Source organism: Prevotella fusca JCM 17724 (genome assembly GCF_001262015.1).
Lineage (GTDB): Bacteria > Bacteroidota > Bacteroidia > Bacteroidales > Bacteroidaceae > Prevotella > Prevotella fusca.
This window is the reverse complement of the sequence record NZ_CP012075.1, coordinates 476,803-492,101: the sequence shown is the minus strand read 5'-3', so window position 1 is coordinate 492,101 and position 15,299 is coordinate 476,803. Positions and strand designations below refer to the sequence as shown.

Annotated in this window: 11 protein-coding genes and 3 tRNA genes; 5 read left to right on the top strand and 9 right to left on the bottom strand. The window is 42.5% G+C overall.

The window, feature by feature from the left end; genetic code table 11:
* Positions 1 to 68: 68 nt before the first annotated feature.
* The gene (locus ADJ77_RS09315; RefSeq protein ID WP_025078967.1) at positions 69 to 2,567 is read left to right on the top strand and encodes a zinc-dependent metalloprotease; all 2,499 of its coding nucleotides are present in this window, start codon (positions 69 to 71) and stop codon (positions 2,565 to 2,567) included.
* Positions 2,568 to 2,943: 376 nt separating this feature from the next.
* Here the strand turns inward: ADJ77_RS09315 and ADJ77_RS09310 are convergent, their stop codons facing one another.
* Positions 2,944 to 4,395, bottom strand: a complete 1,452-nt coding sequence (locus ADJ77_RS09310; RefSeq protein ID WP_025078966.1) for an aminoacyl-histidine dipeptidase — start codon at positions 4,393 to 4,395, stop codon at positions 2,944 to 2,946.
* A 306-nt stretch (positions 4,396 to 4,701) separates the two neighbouring features.
* On the opposite strand from ADJ77_RS09310, the gene ADJ77_RS09300 reads away from it, so the two are divergent.
* Positions 4,702 to 5,298 (top strand): OmpH family outer membrane protein, encoded by a 597-nt coding sequence (locus ADJ77_RS09300; RefSeq protein ID WP_025078964.1) that lies wholly within the window; start codon positions 4,702 to 4,704, stop codon positions 5,296 to 5,298.
* Positions 5,299 to 5,740: 442 nt separating this feature from the next.
* On the opposite strand, the gene ADJ77_RS14220 is transcribed toward ADJ77_RS09300, so the two are convergent.
* The 3 genes from ADJ77_RS14220 to ADJ77_RS09290 form a co-directional block, all read right to left on the bottom strand.
* A complete protein-coding gene (locus tag ADJ77_RS14220; protein WP_244148584.1) occupies positions 5,741 to 6,091 on the bottom strand; it encodes a hypothetical protein in 351 nt (116 codons plus the stop codon).
* A 73-nt stretch (positions 6,092 to 6,164) separates the two neighbouring features.
* On the bottom strand, positions 6,165 to 6,845 hold the full coding sequence (locus ADJ77_RS14215; RefSeq protein WP_234398164.1) for a hypothetical protein: 681 nt from the start codon (positions 6,843 to 6,845) through the stop codon (positions 6,165 to 6,167).
* 29 nt (positions 6,846 to 6,874) lie between these two features.
* Complete coding sequence (locus ADJ77_RS09290; RefSeq protein ID WP_244148583.1) at positions 6,875 to 8,284, bottom strand: B12-binding domain-containing radical SAM protein; 1,410 nt, start codon at positions 8,282 to 8,284, stop codon at positions 6,875 to 6,877.
* Between the two features lie 379 nt (positions 8,285 to 8,663).
* Between ADJ77_RS09290 and ADJ77_RS09285 the strand changes: the two genes are divergently transcribed.
* The 3 genes from ADJ77_RS09285 to ADJ77_RS09275 all read left to right on the top strand — a co-directional run bounded on the left by ADJ77_RS09285 (position 8,664) and on the right by ADJ77_RS09275 (position 8,959).
* Positions 8,664 to 8,750 (top strand) — tRNA-Ser (locus ADJ77_RS09285).
* 28 nt (positions 8,751 to 8,778) lie between these two features.
* Positions 8,779 to 8,850, top strand: a tRNA-Glu gene (locus tag ADJ77_RS09280).
* A gap of 37 nt (positions 8,851 to 8,887) precedes the next feature.
* Positions 8,888 to 8,959: transfer RNA gene (locus tag ADJ77_RS09275), tRNA-Glu, on the top strand.
* An 85-nt stretch (positions 8,960 to 9,044) separates the two neighbouring features.
* On the opposite strand, the gene ADJ77_RS09270 is transcribed toward ADJ77_RS09275, so the two are convergent.
* The 5 genes from ADJ77_RS09270 to ADJ77_RS09250 all read right to left on the bottom strand — a co-directional run bounded on the left by ADJ77_RS09270 (position 9,045) and on the right by ADJ77_RS09250 (position 15,255).
* Positions 9,045 to 11,198: a YgiQ family radical SAM protein gene (locus ADJ77_RS09270; protein ID WP_050696325.1), complete on the bottom strand. Its 2,154-nt coding sequence runs from the start codon at positions 11,196 to 11,198 to the stop codon at positions 9,045 to 9,047.
* 258 nt (positions 11,199 to 11,456) lie between these two features.
* Positions 11,457 to 11,795, bottom strand: coding sequence for a hypothetical protein (locus ADJ77_RS09265; RefSeq protein ID WP_025078962.1), 339 nt, complete (start codon positions 11,793 to 11,795; stop codon positions 11,457 to 11,459).
* Positions 11,796 to 11,834: 39 nt separating this feature from the next.
* A complete protein-coding gene (locus tag ADJ77_RS09260; protein ID WP_050696324.1) occupies positions 11,835 to 14,423 on the bottom strand; it encodes a golvesin C-terminal-like domain-containing protein in 2,589 nt (862 codons plus the stop codon).
* Positions 14,423 to 14,983 (bottom strand): 1-acyl-sn-glycerol-3-phosphate acyltransferase, encoded by a 561-nt coding sequence (locus ADJ77_RS09255; RefSeq protein ID WP_050696323.1) that lies wholly within the window; start codon positions 14,981 to 14,983, stop codon positions 14,423 to 14,425. Before ADJ77_RS09255 ends, ADJ77_RS09260 begins: the two co-directional genes overlap by 1 nt.
* Positions 14,983 to 15,255 carry a hypothetical protein gene (locus tag ADJ77_RS09250; protein WP_025078961.1) on the bottom strand — a complete coding sequence of 91 codons (273 nt, stop codon included), beginning with the start codon at positions 15,253 to 15,255 and terminating at the stop codon, positions 14,983 to 14,985. Before ADJ77_RS09250 ends, ADJ77_RS09255 begins: the two co-directional genes overlap by 1 nt.
* Between the last annotated feature and the right edge of the window lie 44 nt (positions 15,256 to 15,299).

Sequence of the window (15,299 nt, the reverse complement as noted above, 5' to 3'; positions counted from 1 at the left end):
AGGAGGGCAGTCGTTGGGTTGCCCACATGTACTTTCTAAAGTTTTTATGCAAAGCTACAAATAATATTATGTCAATCAACAGAAAAGCAACAACCTGCCTGTTGGTTCTTATGCTCGGATGTGGTGTAGGAGTGGCAGGTAACAGGTATGGCTATCGTGCTGTAAACGATACTATAGAACAGCAGAAAGATACCACAAAACAACATATTCAGAAAGATAAAACAACTGAAAAAGAGAAAGAAAAACCTTCTGCTTACGAACAGTTGATTAAGAAGAAGGGTAGTGTCAGTGAAGGACTTTTTACCGTAAGGCACATAGAAGATCATTGGTATTTTGAAGTTCCAGATACGATTATCGGACGTTATCTGCTTGCTGTGACCCGTTTCACGGCTGTTCCGCAGAACTTCGGTAAGTTTGCAGGAGAGGCAGTGAACCAGCAGACGGTTTATTTTGAGCAGCGTGATGACAAGACTATGTTGCTCCGTGCCTATGTCCTTTCGCAGGAAGCTGACCCTGAGAGTAGCATTTCGCGCACGTTGAAAGCCTCTACGGCTGACCCGATTGTTGCTTCGTTCAAGGTTATCGGACGCAACAAGAACACACAGGCACAGATGATTGATGTCACGCCGTTGTTTTCGAAAGACAATGCTATACTCAGCTTCTCCTCCAACAACTCTAAACAGCTGAAGTTAGGAGGGCTACAGGCTGATCGTACTTTCATTGATACGATGAAGGTTTATCCAATCAATGTGGAAATAGCTACCACACGTACCTATGCCAGTACACCTTCCTCCGTTCCTGCTTCACAGACCGGTTCGATGACTGTCGGACTGAATACCAGTGTTGTATTGCTGCCCAAGGTGCCGATGCGTAAGCGTGTGTGGGACAGCCGTGTGGGATATTTCACCAACAGATACACCATCTTCAGTGATGAACAGACAAAGACCGACCGAGAACAGTTCATTTCCCGTTTTCGTCTGGAGCCTAAAGACAAGAAGGCATACGCAAAGGGTAAGCTGTCAGAGCCTGTCAAGCCCATCATATTCTACATTGACCCGGCAACGCCCAAAAAGTGGGTTTCCTATCTGATGCAGGGTATCGAGGATTGGAATGTTGCTTTTGAGGAAGCAGGTTTCAAGCATGCTATACAGGCAAGGGAATGGCCTGACGACCCGACGATGAGTGTTGACGACGCACGTTTCAATGTCCTGCGCTATCTTCCGGCTGAGATAGAGAACGCATACGGCCCACGTATTGTTGACCCGCGTAGTGGTGAAATCATCGAAAGTCATATCTGTTGGTATCATAACGTGATGAATCTGCTGACAAAGTGGTACTTCACGCAATGCAGCCCATTGGATAAACGTGCCCGTACAGTACACATGGATGACAAGCTCATGGGACAGTTGGTTCGCTTTGTGTCAAGTCACGAGGTGGGACATACGCTCGGCTTACGTCATAATATGGGCGCCAGTCATGCTACTCCTGTAGAGAAGCTGCGCGACAAGAAGTGGGTTGAGGAGCACGGACACACAGCCAGTATCATGGACTATGCCCGCTTCAACTATGTTGCACAACCCGAAGACGGAATCTCAGAGCGAGGTTTGTTCCCCCGGGTGAATGATTACGACAAGTGGGCAATCCGTTGGGGGTATCAGTATCGCCCCGAGTTTAAGGACGAGATGGACGAAAAGGAGAAGCTGATGACCGAGACAACAGCCATCCTTGCCAAGAATCCACGTCTGTGGTTTGGTGGTGAAGGTAAGAATGAAGACCCACGTGCACAGACAGAAGACCTTGGTGATGACAATGTGAAGGCAAGTGATTATGGTATAAAGAACCTCAAACGTATCATTACAGGACTGCCAGAGTGGACAAACCAGCCTAATGACCAGTATGATGACCGCATGGAAATGTGGAGAAGTGTTGTCGGCCAGTATGGACGTTACACTAATCATGTCTTGAAGAATATTGGTGGACGATACCTGAACAACATGCCTGGAAAGAAACCATACGAGATTGCACCAGCCAGCAAAGGCAGGGATGCTGTTGATTATATTGGTCGCCATGTGTTTGAAGCACCGCTCTGGCTCTATCCTTCATCAATGACTGATGTTGCAGGTACTGATGTAGTAGGTGAGATAAGCAGTTATCAGGATCGTATCTTGAGGATTCTCATGGGTGGCACCATTATGGATAAAATCTATAAAGACCAGCGTTCAGCAGGTGCATACCAGTTCAAGGACTATTTGGGTGATATGTTCCGTAGTGTATGGAAGCCGCTGGTAGGGCTCAATGACATGCAGGTGCGTACACGCCGATTGCTTGAGCGCAGCTATGTTGACCAGATGAACTGTCTTCTCAATCCTATTCAGAAAGAGAAACCTACGGCTGCTGACCGTGCAAACAGTTCAGACATTATGCTCTATCTTATGCAGCATCTGGATACAGTCGAACAGTTCTGCAAAGCACAGGCGATGCAGAGTGAAGGCATCGACCTCCTTCATTACAACGACTTATTGCGTCTGATAAAGCTGATTCGTGAGCGTCGTGTTACAGTAAAATAAATATTCAGACAAATTTAGCTCTATGAACAGGCTGACATGTTCCTTTTCATAGTTGTTCTAATATTCGTCCACAGCGGAACAGATTACTCTGCTGTGGACATTTTTTATTGCTCTTTGAATTTGCAGAGTATGGTTTGTCTTTCTATGAATTCATTACTTTGCCCTGTAATAAAATGGGTATAATAGCATGGAAGAATAGGTTTGTTGGCTGTAAATATGTTAGTCTTTTAGAAAGGTAAACCCACCTTTTGTTACCGTTTTATTATCTTCGTTACAGTGAAAAGAGGGTAATTTCTGATTTATTTTCATGAGCATAAACATGAGGGTGTGTCAATTTTGACACACCCTCGTGTTTTTATATTATAGCTATTTCCTATTACTTGATGTTTTTAAGAACAGCAAGAAGATGATCCCATACCATTTGAACAGTAGGTATAAGGAGACACTCGTCTGGTGTATGAACATAACGGAGTGTTGGACCAAAGCTAATCATATCCAACTGTGGATACTTCTCTGAGAAGAGACCACACTCAAGACCAGCATGGATTCCAAGAACGAGTGGTTCCTTACCAAAGATATTTTTATATTGCTCAACCGCAACATGTACTAACTCTGAGTTAGGATTCATCTTCCATGCTGGGTAGCTATCATCAACTACAATCTCTGCACCAGCCAATTCGAAACAAGCACGAACTGTATTAGTCATGTTTGCCAAGTTGCTCATTACGTTTGAACGCTGTGATGATACAACTGTTAACTTGTTCTCTTCTGTCTGTATGCTTGCAACATTGCTTGATGTTTCAACCATATAAGCTAAGGCTTCATCCTGACAGTTGGTCAATGGACCATTGTCAAGTGCCTGCAAAGCAAGGATAACATTATGAGAAATCTGCTTTGGCATAACTGGTGCTGCATCTGCACTTTCAAGGTTCCATACCATTGCGGTGTCAGTAACATGGAACTCGTCTTCAACTTCTGCACTAAAGATATTCCAGTCTGCCTTAACAGTCTCTTTGTTTGCTGAAGGAACAGCGAAGAGAACCTTACCGTCACGAGGTATAGCATTGTGCATTTTGCCGGAATTCCACTGACTCAGACGGAGATCCATCTTCGCCTGCTCGGCATAAAGGAAGCGAGCAAGCAACTTGATTGCATTGGCACGTTTCTTATTGATATCATCGCCAGAGTGACCACCCACAAGACCTTTCAGGCTTGCTTCCATGAAGAAATAACCTTCAGGTGCATCCTCACGGTCGAAACGGAAAGTTGCCGTCGTACTGTTGCCACCTGCACAGCTTACAAAAATCTGCCCTTCATCTTCCGAATCAAGATTGATAAGATACTTTCCTGTCATGAAGCCGGCTTCCAGACCAAATGCGCCTGTAAGTCCAGTTTCTTCATCACGTGTAAAGAGACATTCAATAGGACCGTGTTCAATATCGTCAGCGTCAAGGAGTGCCAGCTCGTAGGCAATGCCGATACCATCATCAGCACCGAGCGTAGTACCTTTGGCATGCAGCCATTCGCCATCAACATAGGTCTGGATAGCATCCTTGTGGAAATCAAATTCGATATCAACAAGTTTGTCACAGACCATGTCCATGTGGCTCTGAAGTACCACTGTCGGTACATGCTCCATGCCCTTTGTTGCTGGTTTTGAAATAAGCACATTGCCGGTTTTATCAACCTTTACATCAAGGTTGCGATCCTTTGCAAACTCCTGTAAATAAGTAATCATCTGCTCTTCATGCTTAGATGGTCGTGGTATCTGGTTGATTTTAGCGAACTGCTCGAAGACACAAGCAGGTTTTAATTCTACATTTGCCATTTTTAATAATATTTTATTTTGTAATCTTACTGTTTTATATTACCTTTGCGGTCAATATAAATGCAAAGATAGAGAAAATGTTTGTAACTTTATTGTTCACATTGTTAATAATTGCTATAGCCATGCTGCTCCTCGGAGTACGTGTCTTATTCGAGAAAGACGGGGAATTTCAATCGCAGCACGTATCGGATAATGCCTATCTGAAAGAAATAGGCATCCATTGCGTCATTGAGCAGGACAAGGAAGCCCGTATGAAAAATAAAGCATATTGAAACAGATATAATTAATTAAAAATACTATTAGATAATGAAGAAATCATTTGGCAATATGGCAGTGCTTGCCATGGCAGCATTCGCTTTCATTGCATGCAACAACCAGCCGCAAAAGAATGACACGACAGCAAGCAAGACTGAAACAGCCGCTCCTGCAGCTGCCAGTCAGAAAATTGCTTACATTGAGATTGACTCTATCATGAGCCAGTACACCTATTGGAAGGACGTGACAAAACTGATTAAGGCAAAAGAAGCTAACATCCAGCGTACGCTTGCCGGCAAGCAGAAGGCTATCCAGGCAGCTGCTGCTAACTTCCAGCAGAACATCCAGGCAAACAAATACACACAGGCACAGGCACAGCAGATTCAGGCAAGTATCCAGAAGCAGGCTCAGGATGCTGATGCTTTACAGCAGCGTCTTGGTGCTGAGTATCAGAACGAGGTTGCTAAGTATAACAAAGCTCTCTCTGACAGCGTGCATAACTATCTGAAGGAGTATAATAAGGATAAGAAGTATAGTATCATTCTTGCTAAGAGTGGTGATAATATCCTTTATGCTGATCCTGCTTACAACATTACAGACGATGTTGTTAAGGGTATGAACCAGGCTTACAAAGGTATGAAGAAGTAATTTGTAGGTTTACAGTTACTTTTTAAATAGACATGATAAAACCAGTCGTCATTTACGGCTGGTTTTTTTATAGAATTGTATCATAGAAAGGGATAAAGATTACTTCCTTGTTTGGTATAACCCTTTCTGATAGTCATGTCTCACATAGGTTTGACATACCTATCTTTTCTATAGGTTATAATGACCGTAACAATTCTTGTTTCTTATCTTTTACATGTGTGTTGATGCTTCGCACATATCGTGTTGATGGTAAGCACCAATAGTGTTGGGCGTTTAATACATTAGAAAATATGGCTTTGTTGTATTGACTTTGTTGTTAGAAAAGTAGAATACTGTTACAAATCAAACATAACCTCTTTGCTTAAGTAGTTCACTTGTCTAATTATATTCAATCGTAGAGAGTGTATTGTTAAATATTTATAGTGTTATTACAGTTAATGATTTAATTCAATTCTAATTCATGATTGAGGAAAGCTATTGTTCTTTCTTTTTGATGTATCAACATGTAGTGTTTCTCTTTCTCATCAAAAAGTAGCACAGCTTTCGTTCCACATCTTTGTAGTCGTTTTGCAGAAGTTGGGAGGTTCTTAGAGCTGTTATCTTTTCCTCCACCTATTAAAAGTATTTTTGAATGCGTCTTTTTAACGACATCACAGGATGTGGAAATGTATGTGATAGTCTGAAATTTATTATCAAAACTTCGTAGTGCAATGTTAGATGCACTTCCGCCATTTGATAGACCAATTAAATGTAATCGACTTTCATCAATGCTATATCCTTCTTTTTTAAGCATGGGAAGGTAAAACTTGAATATTCTGTTAATGTCTTCATTACTAAAGATACCTGAAAGATTGCGTGTTGCAATGCTAACAATGAAGCATTTTTTCAAACTTGAGAAAAGTCCTTGATAAAGTTCCCAACTGCCCAAATAGCCCATGGGCAAATAATACAACAGGGTATTTTTTTGAAGAAGTGTAATGTTGTGGCTTTGTTATATAAATACCATTGTAGTTTGTCCCAAACTGTTCATTATACGCTTGGGCTATAGCAAATGAGCCAGGATTGCTGAATTGCCATGACAATTGATTGTATTGAGCGTAAAAACTTAACGCCTTACCGCTCCAGAAGTCATTTTGAGCCTCACGGATAAAACGTCCTCCAAGTTTTTTAATCAAAGTCGGCTCTCCAGTTGGAGGTATAATTGCAGAAACTTTCATGCCTACATTCATTATTTCTTCCTCTGAAAATATTACGTTTAGAAGGTAGATATTTATCGGTGTCGCAATATGTTTACCTGTCTTATCAATGTATGCTAATTGTATTCTTCCGCGCTGATAATAGTTTGGGATAGCAATAAAAATGGCTATTATTAGTGTTGATACCAGCAATTTATAAGATTGCTTAAACCGTAACAGCAGTGGATGAGACTTAATCCAGTTCTTGTTTATCAATACAAATAGTAAGATACTTAACAAACGATACTGCCATGTTGCAAAACCTAAGATAGCCATGAATAGCAGTAAAAAAGATAAAATCTTCTTCCTCATAATCTTTTTATATTTATAATTGCAGGTTGTTATAATGCGGTTTTTTTAAGAAGTTCTATGCCTTGTCTTGACATTTTACTCTTTATTTTATGCCCATTCGTACTGGCTAATAGATTCTCTAATACGGGTAACATACGGTTGAGGTTGCCATATTGAATCATAAAGTTCCAGAAAGGTTCAAACTTCTTCCAACCTCCCATATAAAAGAGATGAGCCAATTGCTGTTTTATATTGTCGTGCCCAAAACTTGCCTTAAGAATATTACTCCATGAATAGAAGTTACGATAAGCCCACTCGTAGCCCTGCTTTAACTCCTCTGCGGTCAATCCCAAAGTTTTGTACACAACCGTTCGGGTATCATACTTGCTCCAGTCATAAGACGTAATACGTCCATCTCGTTCCATCTGTTGAAACAGACGAGTTCCCGGATAAGGAGTAAGGACATGGAAGGTGGCTGTTGTTATGCAATGCTCAATCCCCCAATCAACAGTCCTTTTGAATACGTTTTTGTCATCATGATCAAGACCAAAAACAAAACTTCCGTTAATCATTATACCAAGACTATGTAGTCGTTTAACAGCTGCTACATAATCTTTTGATAAGTTTTGTAGTTTGTTACTTGACCGAAGATTATCTGGAGAAAATGTCTCAAAGCCTAAAAACAGACTCCGTAAGCCAGCCTCAGCTGCTTTCTCTATCAAGTTACCATTTAGTACTGCTGCAACAGTAGAGGCACTTTGAAAAACTCTCCCCATACCTCGCATACCCTCAAATAGTTCAGATGCAAATCGAGGATTGCCTAAGAGATGGTCGTCAAGGAAATAAAGGTGTCTGCCAGGCAGGCTATCGATTTCAGCTAAGGCATCATCTACCTTTCGGGTGTAAAACGATTTACCCTCTCTATAGAAGGCATCCTTATAGCAAAAGTCACAATGATGAGGACAACCACGGGAAACAACAAGGGAGTTAGGTACGAAATACTTCTCTCTTTTAATAAGGTCACGACGTACAGGAGGAATGTTTTCAAGGCTTCTCCAACTTGCCACATATCGTTTTTGGGGATGTCCGTCGCGCAAGTCTTTGATGAATCGTGGGAATGCTTCTTCCCCAGGACCTAATATAAGGGTATCAGCGTGTTGTGCAGCTTCATCAGGAAGACTTGTAACATGAAGTCCTCCCATAACTACATACACACCTCTTTTTCTATACTCATCAGCAATCTTGTAAGCCCTATAAGCATTAGTAATGTAGACTTGAATACAAACCAAATCTGGAGTATCATCCAACTTTAGTTTCTCAATGTGTTGATCTTGTATCTCTACATCGTCATTATCAGAGAAATAGGCTGCAAGTGTCGCCAGTCCCAAAGGTGGGAAAAGCGAGTATTTGATTGGTCGCCAATAAGGGCTTTCTGCCTCTTGCAACGCTGGTAATATCATTTTTACCCTCATGCTGTCAATTCTTTATTCTTCAAGACACTATATTATCTTAGTGAGGCGATTAATTAGGTGAAGCTAATCAACGCATAGAAAATGAAGTTTAAACTATCGTCCTTAATAAATATGTTATACAAAAGTCGTTATTACATTTCATATATGCAAACTTTTTTCAAGAAAACTCAATTCGATTAGACTGTACTTACATTTTCTATTCTAAAACAGATATATTCTATTTCTATCAATAATATTATTGGCATTGCTGTGTTTTTTCATAGAATAAAAGAAAAAGACAACGAAAAATTTTGAGGTATGAAAATAAAGTACTATCTTTGCACTCGCATTTGAGATAATGTTTGGTAATTCGGTTATAGACCATCTTGGAAGGATGGGTGAGTGGCTGAAACCAGCAGTTTGCTAAACTGCCGTGCGCATTCGCGTACCGGGGGTTCGAATCCCCCTCCTTCCGCTTTATCTCATAATCTCAAATGCATTCTGGTCGATTCATCTAACGGTTAGGATACAAGATTCTCAATCTTGGCATAGGGGTTCGATTCCCCTATCGACTACTTTCCAAATTACTCTTTACAGAGATAAAATAACCTTGGTCGATTCATCTAACGGTTAGGATACAAGATTCTCAATCTTGGCATAGGGGTTCGATTCCCCTATCGACTACAAAAGACATCCTGCTTTTCAGCTGGATGTCTTTTATATATAGTCTTAATCATATTGCACCTCAATTCCAGAGACAGTAGATATTTTATTTTTGTCTGCGACGATGGTTACCAGAAAAGCTCGGGTTGAAACTCTTTGGCTGTTTACCATTGTGTTTGGCTGTTTTCCTGCGAATATCACTTGGCTGCTCTTCACGCCCTTTACATTTCTTATGCGTAATACCAGGACTGCTACCTATGGCTTTAGGGTCATAGACGGCACGTGGATGGTGCTTGGGTATATTGTTATACAGCTTGGCTATCAAGTCACTACGACCGATTCGTTTCAGTTCCCGTTCAATATCAGGACGTGTCTCTGGCTTATACCAAAAGAAGAACTGCCGCTGGGCAAGTTTCTCCTTCGGTGTTTTTGCAGAGAAGATTGGTTCGAGTGTATAAGGATCATAGCCCGTGTACCATGCTTCTGTGGAAACAGTCATAGGGGTAGGAGTGAAGTCCTGCACCTGTTCCAAATGGAAGTCAAGGTCTTTTGTCAGCACTGCCAGTTCCGCCATATCCTCCTCATGGCAGCCAGGGTGAGAAGAAATGAAGTAAGGAATAATCTGCTGGCGCATATTCTCCTCGCGGTTAATGCGGTCAAAGATCTTCTTGAACGCATAGAACTGTTGAAATGAAGGCTTGCGCATAAGTTTCAATACACGGTCTGATGTATGTTCTGGTGCAACTTTCAAACGACCGCTGACGTGGCGTGTTATCAGTTCACGGGTGTATTGTCTGGCAGCTTCATTACTCTTCTCGTCCTTGCTCTTGTGCAGCAGGAGGTCGTAGCGCACACCAGATCCGATAAAGCTCTTCTTGATTCCCGGCAAATTGTCTACTGCGTGATAAATTTCAAGCAGTTTGGTATGGTCGGTTTCAAGGTTAGGACATATTTCCGGATTCACGCAGCTGGGACGCTTGCAGTGTTCGCACGCTTTCTGGTTCTTTCCTGCCATACCATACATATTGGCTGACGGTCCGCCGAGATCGGAGAGATAACCTTTAAAGTCGGGCATTTCAATGACCTTCTTCACCTCCTTTAGAATACTTTCTTTCGAACGGCAGCTGATGAACTTACCCTGATGTGCAGAGATGGTGCAGAAAGCACAGCCACCAAAACATCCTCGATGGATATTCACACTATGCTTAATCATCTCGTAGGCCGGGATTGTCTTGCCATGATACTTCGGGTGAGGTTCACGTGTGTAAGGCAGGTCGTAAGCTGCATCCACCTCCTCTGTCGTCATTGTAGGATAGGGTGGGTTTACTACAGCATACACGTTGTCTACAGCCTGCAAAATACGCTGTGCGTGTTTCTTGTTAGACTCTTCCTCTATATGTTTGAAGTTTTCAGCCTGATATTTCTTATTGTGTAAGCAGGATTCGTGTGAATGCAGTACGATGTCATCCTCTTTAATTCCGTCTGGAATCTCTGTTTCCTTACAGAGATAAACCGTCTGTGGGATATACTTCAAGTCTTTGATGTTCACTCCGTTTTCCAGTTCCTTCGCAATGCTTACCACTTGCTTTTCCCCCATGCCATAGATAATCGTATCGGCACGGGCATCACAGAGAATGCACTTGCGAAGGCAGTCTTTCCAATAGTCGTAGTGGGTGAGACGGCGGAGTGAAGCCTCAATGCCACCTAAGATAATAGGAACATCGGGATAGAGCTGCTTGAGGATATTGGCATAGACAATACTTGGATATTCTGGGCGTAGGTCGTGTCTGCCATCAGGCGAATAGGCATCTTCAGAACGCAGACGACGGTTGGCAGTGTACTTGTTCACCATTGAGTCCATTGCACCAGGTGAAATGCCGAAGTAGAGGCGTGGACGCCCTAATTTCTTGAAGTCACGGAAGTCTCCATGCCAGTCGGGTTGCGGAACGATAGCCACCTTATAGCCGGCAGCTTCGAGTGTTCTTCCGATGACAGCTGCACCAAAGGCAGGATGGTCAATATAGGCGTCGCCGGAAAAGAGGATGATATCAAGCTGTTCCCATCCACGCAGTTCCACTTCTTTCTTTGTTGTTGGAAGGAAGTCGGTCAGTTGGAATCTTGAAGGCTTAGTTATCTTCTCTTCTTTCCCAGAAGCATTCTCCCAGTTTTTTCGTTGGGCAGGAGATGCAGATTTTGTATTCTGTATTGCAGTTCTTGTATTCTGCTTTGTTTTTTTTGTATTTTGCTTTTGTGAACTCAAATGATTTGATATTTAATTGTTGTTTCTTTATAATGGAAGCGGATGGAACATAGCTGGATAGTATTCTTTATTAAACATCATTAAAGATTTTTTGCCAACTGTTAATAACATAGTTACCAATGGTTGGTAAAACTGTTCGCTGAAAATGGGTTGCCATAGGTGTATTTAATGGCTGTACTTTGTCTTGCTTTCCTGCTCTCAGCTAACAAAGTCTATCTATTTCCTGCTATCAATAAATCATGTTGACGAACGATATATTTATTCAGCCATAAGGCTCTCTTCGTCGGCATCATCTGTTTCCTGATGCTCTGCAGCCCACTGTTTATAGAGGGCAACGAGGTTTCCAAGTCCGATGGCTTTCATGTTCTGATTATAGATGACATCCAGACACAAATCCAGTAAATCCTTGTCTTTGCCAGGTTCAGACTCGAGAAGTCCACGAACATTGAATCTCAGTTTGTCGAGGATGTCCTCATCAATAATGCCATTGGAATCAATCAGTCCAGAGAGAAGAGAATACTTACGGATTGTCTCCAGATGGCTGTCGTTGACTTCGATGCTTCGTGTGCCTGAAGCGTTTGCTTGAATTTTATACATATTCTTTATGCTTTTAGATTATTCTATTTTCTTTAATTGTCATTTACTCATCATATAACTGACAATACCCTTCATAATGCTGTTACGTGTGGCAGCGTCCTTGATACACTCGAAGGGAAATGACAGCGTGAATACGCAGTTATCAGTACCTTTGTAAGCCACCCCTGCAGTGTGTCCGTCAGAATAGGTCAATACGCTGAAGGCATTGTCGGCAGGCAGAATGTTATCAGGTGTATAAGCACCGTAATGCTGCTCATTAACAGTGCGATAGACATCGAATGACATTCCCATTCCGCTGACAATAGGATTGTAATTGTCAGTGTTGGCACCATCATACATTATTTTGAGGTTGTTTCTTAACCAATCCTGTTCGTCGCTGCCTTGCATGTCTGATGCAAGATAAGAACCGCTTACAAACAGTTTTCCACGACCATTCAGATATTTCGTAACTTGCTGGCGGAGTGCCGGCTTGAACGTCTTGTAATAATACAAGCTATACCCGTCGTTCTTCTCATTGCCGAGGAGCAAGTCAACCAAAGCATATTTGGATAAGTTCACCTCACCATTTTCTACAGTCTTGCTGCTACAGCTGACTACATTATATCTGCCTGCATGGCGCAGGGCTTCTGCATGCTCTTTGACGTAGTTGAAATCATTGCCGGCAATTATTTTACCTACAAGTTCCTCACCGCCATAACCTAAGGCGTTAGGACCTTCCTTGCCCATCATTGCCTTGTTGAAGTTGGCTTGTCTTCCCGACCATCCAGCAACAGGTCCATAGCTGAGTCCTGGGTCAGCCTCAAAGTCAAAACCCTGTTCCGAACCTGTATTGACAACAGCAGGGGAAGAAAGGCGATAAAAGGCATTGACAATAAGAATTGTCTTGTTTGCCCCCTCATTACGTAAAGCCGAAAGGGTTTCTGTCGGGAAACTCTCTCCACCACGGTTGCAGGCTGTCACCTTAAAATTATAGACTACCCCTGATTGTAGTTCCATTTCATAATGTGGGTTACGCACATTCACTCCGTTGTCAAAGCCTTGTGAACCTATTGCCACATAGACGTTATATGATGTCGGCGTTGCAGTTGTCTCATTGGCGTCAGTAGTAGGCTTCCACTGCAGTCGCACCTTCTTTGATGATACATACTCTATCTTGAAGCTGTTCGGAGCAAGTGGTTGGACGGTGTATCGTTTGCCGTGCATGTTTGCTTCATACTTCAAGATTGTCTTATAGATAGAACGTGCAAATGTAAACTTGAAGTTAGGGTCCTGTCCCAACTTAATATCCGGGAAGTTCTGATGAGAAAGCGTCTCTATGATGGCTGATGGAACTTCAGGCATTCTCGTTTCGCTATAGTTGCGATCCCATACGGAACGTGTTGTCCAGTTCATGTGGAAGGCTCTGTCCAAGTCTTTCTTTACATTGGCAACTAACTGCTCTGCAAATGTCTTTGAAGCCTTACGTGAAAGACCGTTTCCCAAAGTACTGTTGCCTTCCTGTGTCGTACAGATGCCCAATGTACCTACGAAGCTGCCGTCTGCCTTTACACCAGCATCACTATGTACAGCTAACGTTAGTTCGATAGGTACTTTCTTTCCGTCTTTCTTGCTTGGAAGGTAACAGGAACCACCTGCCAGCCAGTTTGTCATCAATGAACGGCAGTTAATATCATCATTATAATCGTTTGAACCGTTACTCTTGCTGACCACATTCCAAGGTGCACCAGCCCATTGTGCTGAGTATCTTGCCCCTTCAAGGAAACGGGGCAGTCCACTGACAGTGCCGCCACGTACAATATTACCCATACCGCCGCCGAAACGTACAGCATCAGTAGTGACAACACCTCTGTGAGAACTGTGGTTGGTAAGCACAACAGAGTTGTTGATACTGTTTCCTTTGTCAAAATCAAAAGTACCAAGGTAAACCCATGTGCCACCACCCATACGCTGGTTCACACGGAAGTGCGTTTCCTGTCCTTTGTGGAATACGATATACTCTGCATCATCCACACTTTTCTTCTGCGTCTGGTAGCTTACATATACTGCATAACGTCCACTCTGGGGGATTGTCGGTTGATAGACCACAGAGCTTATCTTGCTTTTACGTTTCCTTGCCTTTACCTGTCGGGCTGTACCGGCAGTAAATGGATTCTCACCATCCCTGTAAGAGCCATAATGCAAGGCGAAGCCTGGAGTGGATGTGCTCTCCCATTTTTTCTTCAGGCTCTCTTCCTTGTAGTTGCTGCGATTGTCATTGTCAACGATTACCTCATTCTTCTGCCAATCCCTCTCACGTGGAGTAAAGACGATGGCACCAGCTTTTTCAAGCATAGGTATAAGGTAAGGGAGGACTATTGTCTGCGTGTAAAGGTCTTCTGTCGTACAGAATAGAGTAGGGCGTTGCCACTTCCATCCACCTTTCTTAGCATCATAATATCTACCATGCGATGACCAAAGAGAGAGATGCTTGTTCTGCAGTCCCTCTGTAATTTCATTTGGTCGAGACACATTTTTCACCCATGGAGCATCATCATAGTTAGTCTTTCCCCATGTTGGCTTACCCGTCTGTGCATAAGTGTTCATAAACGACAATGCAGCAAGTGCGGTACACAGCAGTTTTATCTTCATTATTTCTCTAATTCTCCTATCGTAAACAGTTCAGGATGTTTACCCTTAAAGTCCTTGAAATACAGTTTGATTTCCTTCATGTCCTGTTCCAGGTTGCCTGATGGCGTTATTATCTTGGAGCACTGAATCAGCTTCTTTTCATAGTCTAAGCCGTAAAGGTAGATGGGTAGCTGTGCTTTCAGTGCAATGTAATAAAAGCCCTTCTTCCATTCCGGGTTAAGACTTCGGGTCCCTTCGGGGGTGATACAAAGCTGAAACCAGTCTGCCTTTATGGCATAGTTGGCTAATCTGTCGGTCATACTCGTATGCTTGTCACGCCACACCGGGATTCCTCCGAGTTTACGGAAGATAAGACCAAGCGGCCAGAAAAACCATTCCTTCTTCATAAGGAAGTTACTCCTTTGCCGTTCTGCTCTTGCATAAAGCTGACCAATCAGGAAATCACGATTGCTCGTATGAGGTGCAAGGCAAATGATAGCCTTGTCAGGTAATGTAAACCTGACATCCTTCTTCCACCCCATAAAACTATAAAGAAGCCACTTAGAGAAAGCCTGTAACATTATGCGAGGTTATTGATTTGGTCAATAATTTCATTGACTTCTTTGCTGAATTTCTCCTTTAAGTCCTTGAAATAGACTTTGGCAGGCATGCCTGGCTGAACATGAGACACACGTCTGATGTAGTTGTTGTGCATGACCAGAATTGAAGTGAGAATAGCTTCAATGTTCTCCGTGTCACGATTCTCACCATAGAGAGATGCTGCGATACCCTCTGTGAACAAGTCACCACAAATGTAATTGATGGTGCGTTTCAAATCTCTTTTGTTGCTCATATTAATCCTAAATAGCTATATTTTACATTTATCGTTCAAAGATA

What these genes read in the sequence shown, in the direction of transcription:
- ADJ77_RS09260 (WP_050696324.1), bottom strand. Translation starts at nt 14,423, where the DNA reads ATGAAGATAAAACTGCTGTGTACCGCACTTGCTGCATTGTCGTTTATG.
- ADJ77_RS14220 (WP_244148584.1), bottom strand. Translation starts at nt 6,091, where the DNA reads ATGCTTAAAAAAGAAGGATATAGCATTGATGAAAGTCGATTACATTTA.
- ADJ77_RS09255 (WP_050696323.1), bottom strand. Translation starts at nt 14,983, where the DNA reads ATGTTACAGGCTTTCTCTAAGTGGCTTCTTTATAGTTTTATGGGGTGG.
- ADJ77_RS09290 (WP_244148583.1), bottom strand. Translation starts at nt 8,284, where the DNA reads ATGATATTACCAGCGTTGCAAGAGGCAGAAAGCCCTTATTGGCGACCA.
- ADJ77_RS09300 (WP_025078964.1), top strand. Translation starts at nt 4,702, where the DNA reads ATGAAGAAATCATTTGGCAATATGGCAGTGCTTGCCATGGCAGCATTC.
- ADJ77_RS09250 (WP_025078961.1), bottom strand. Translation starts at nt 15,255, where the DNA reads ATGAGCAACAAAAGAGATTTGAAACGCACCATCAATTACATTTGTGGT.
- ADJ77_RS09265 (WP_025078962.1), bottom strand. Translation starts at nt 11,795, where the DNA reads ATGTATAAAATTCAAGCAAACGCTTCAGGCACACGAAGCATCGAAGTC.
- ADJ77_RS09315 (WP_025078967.1), top strand. Translation starts at nt 69, where the DNA reads ATGTCAATCAACAGAAAAGCAACAACCTGCCTGTTGGTTCTTATGCTC.
- ADJ77_RS14215 (WP_234398164.1), bottom strand. Translation starts at nt 6,845, where the DNA reads ATGAGGAAGAAGATTTTATCTTTTTTACTGCTATTCATGGCTATCTTA.
- ADJ77_RS09310 (WP_025078966.1), bottom strand. Translation starts at nt 4,395, where the DNA reads ATGGCAAATGTAGAATTAAAACCTGCTTGTGTCTTCGAGCAGTTCGCT.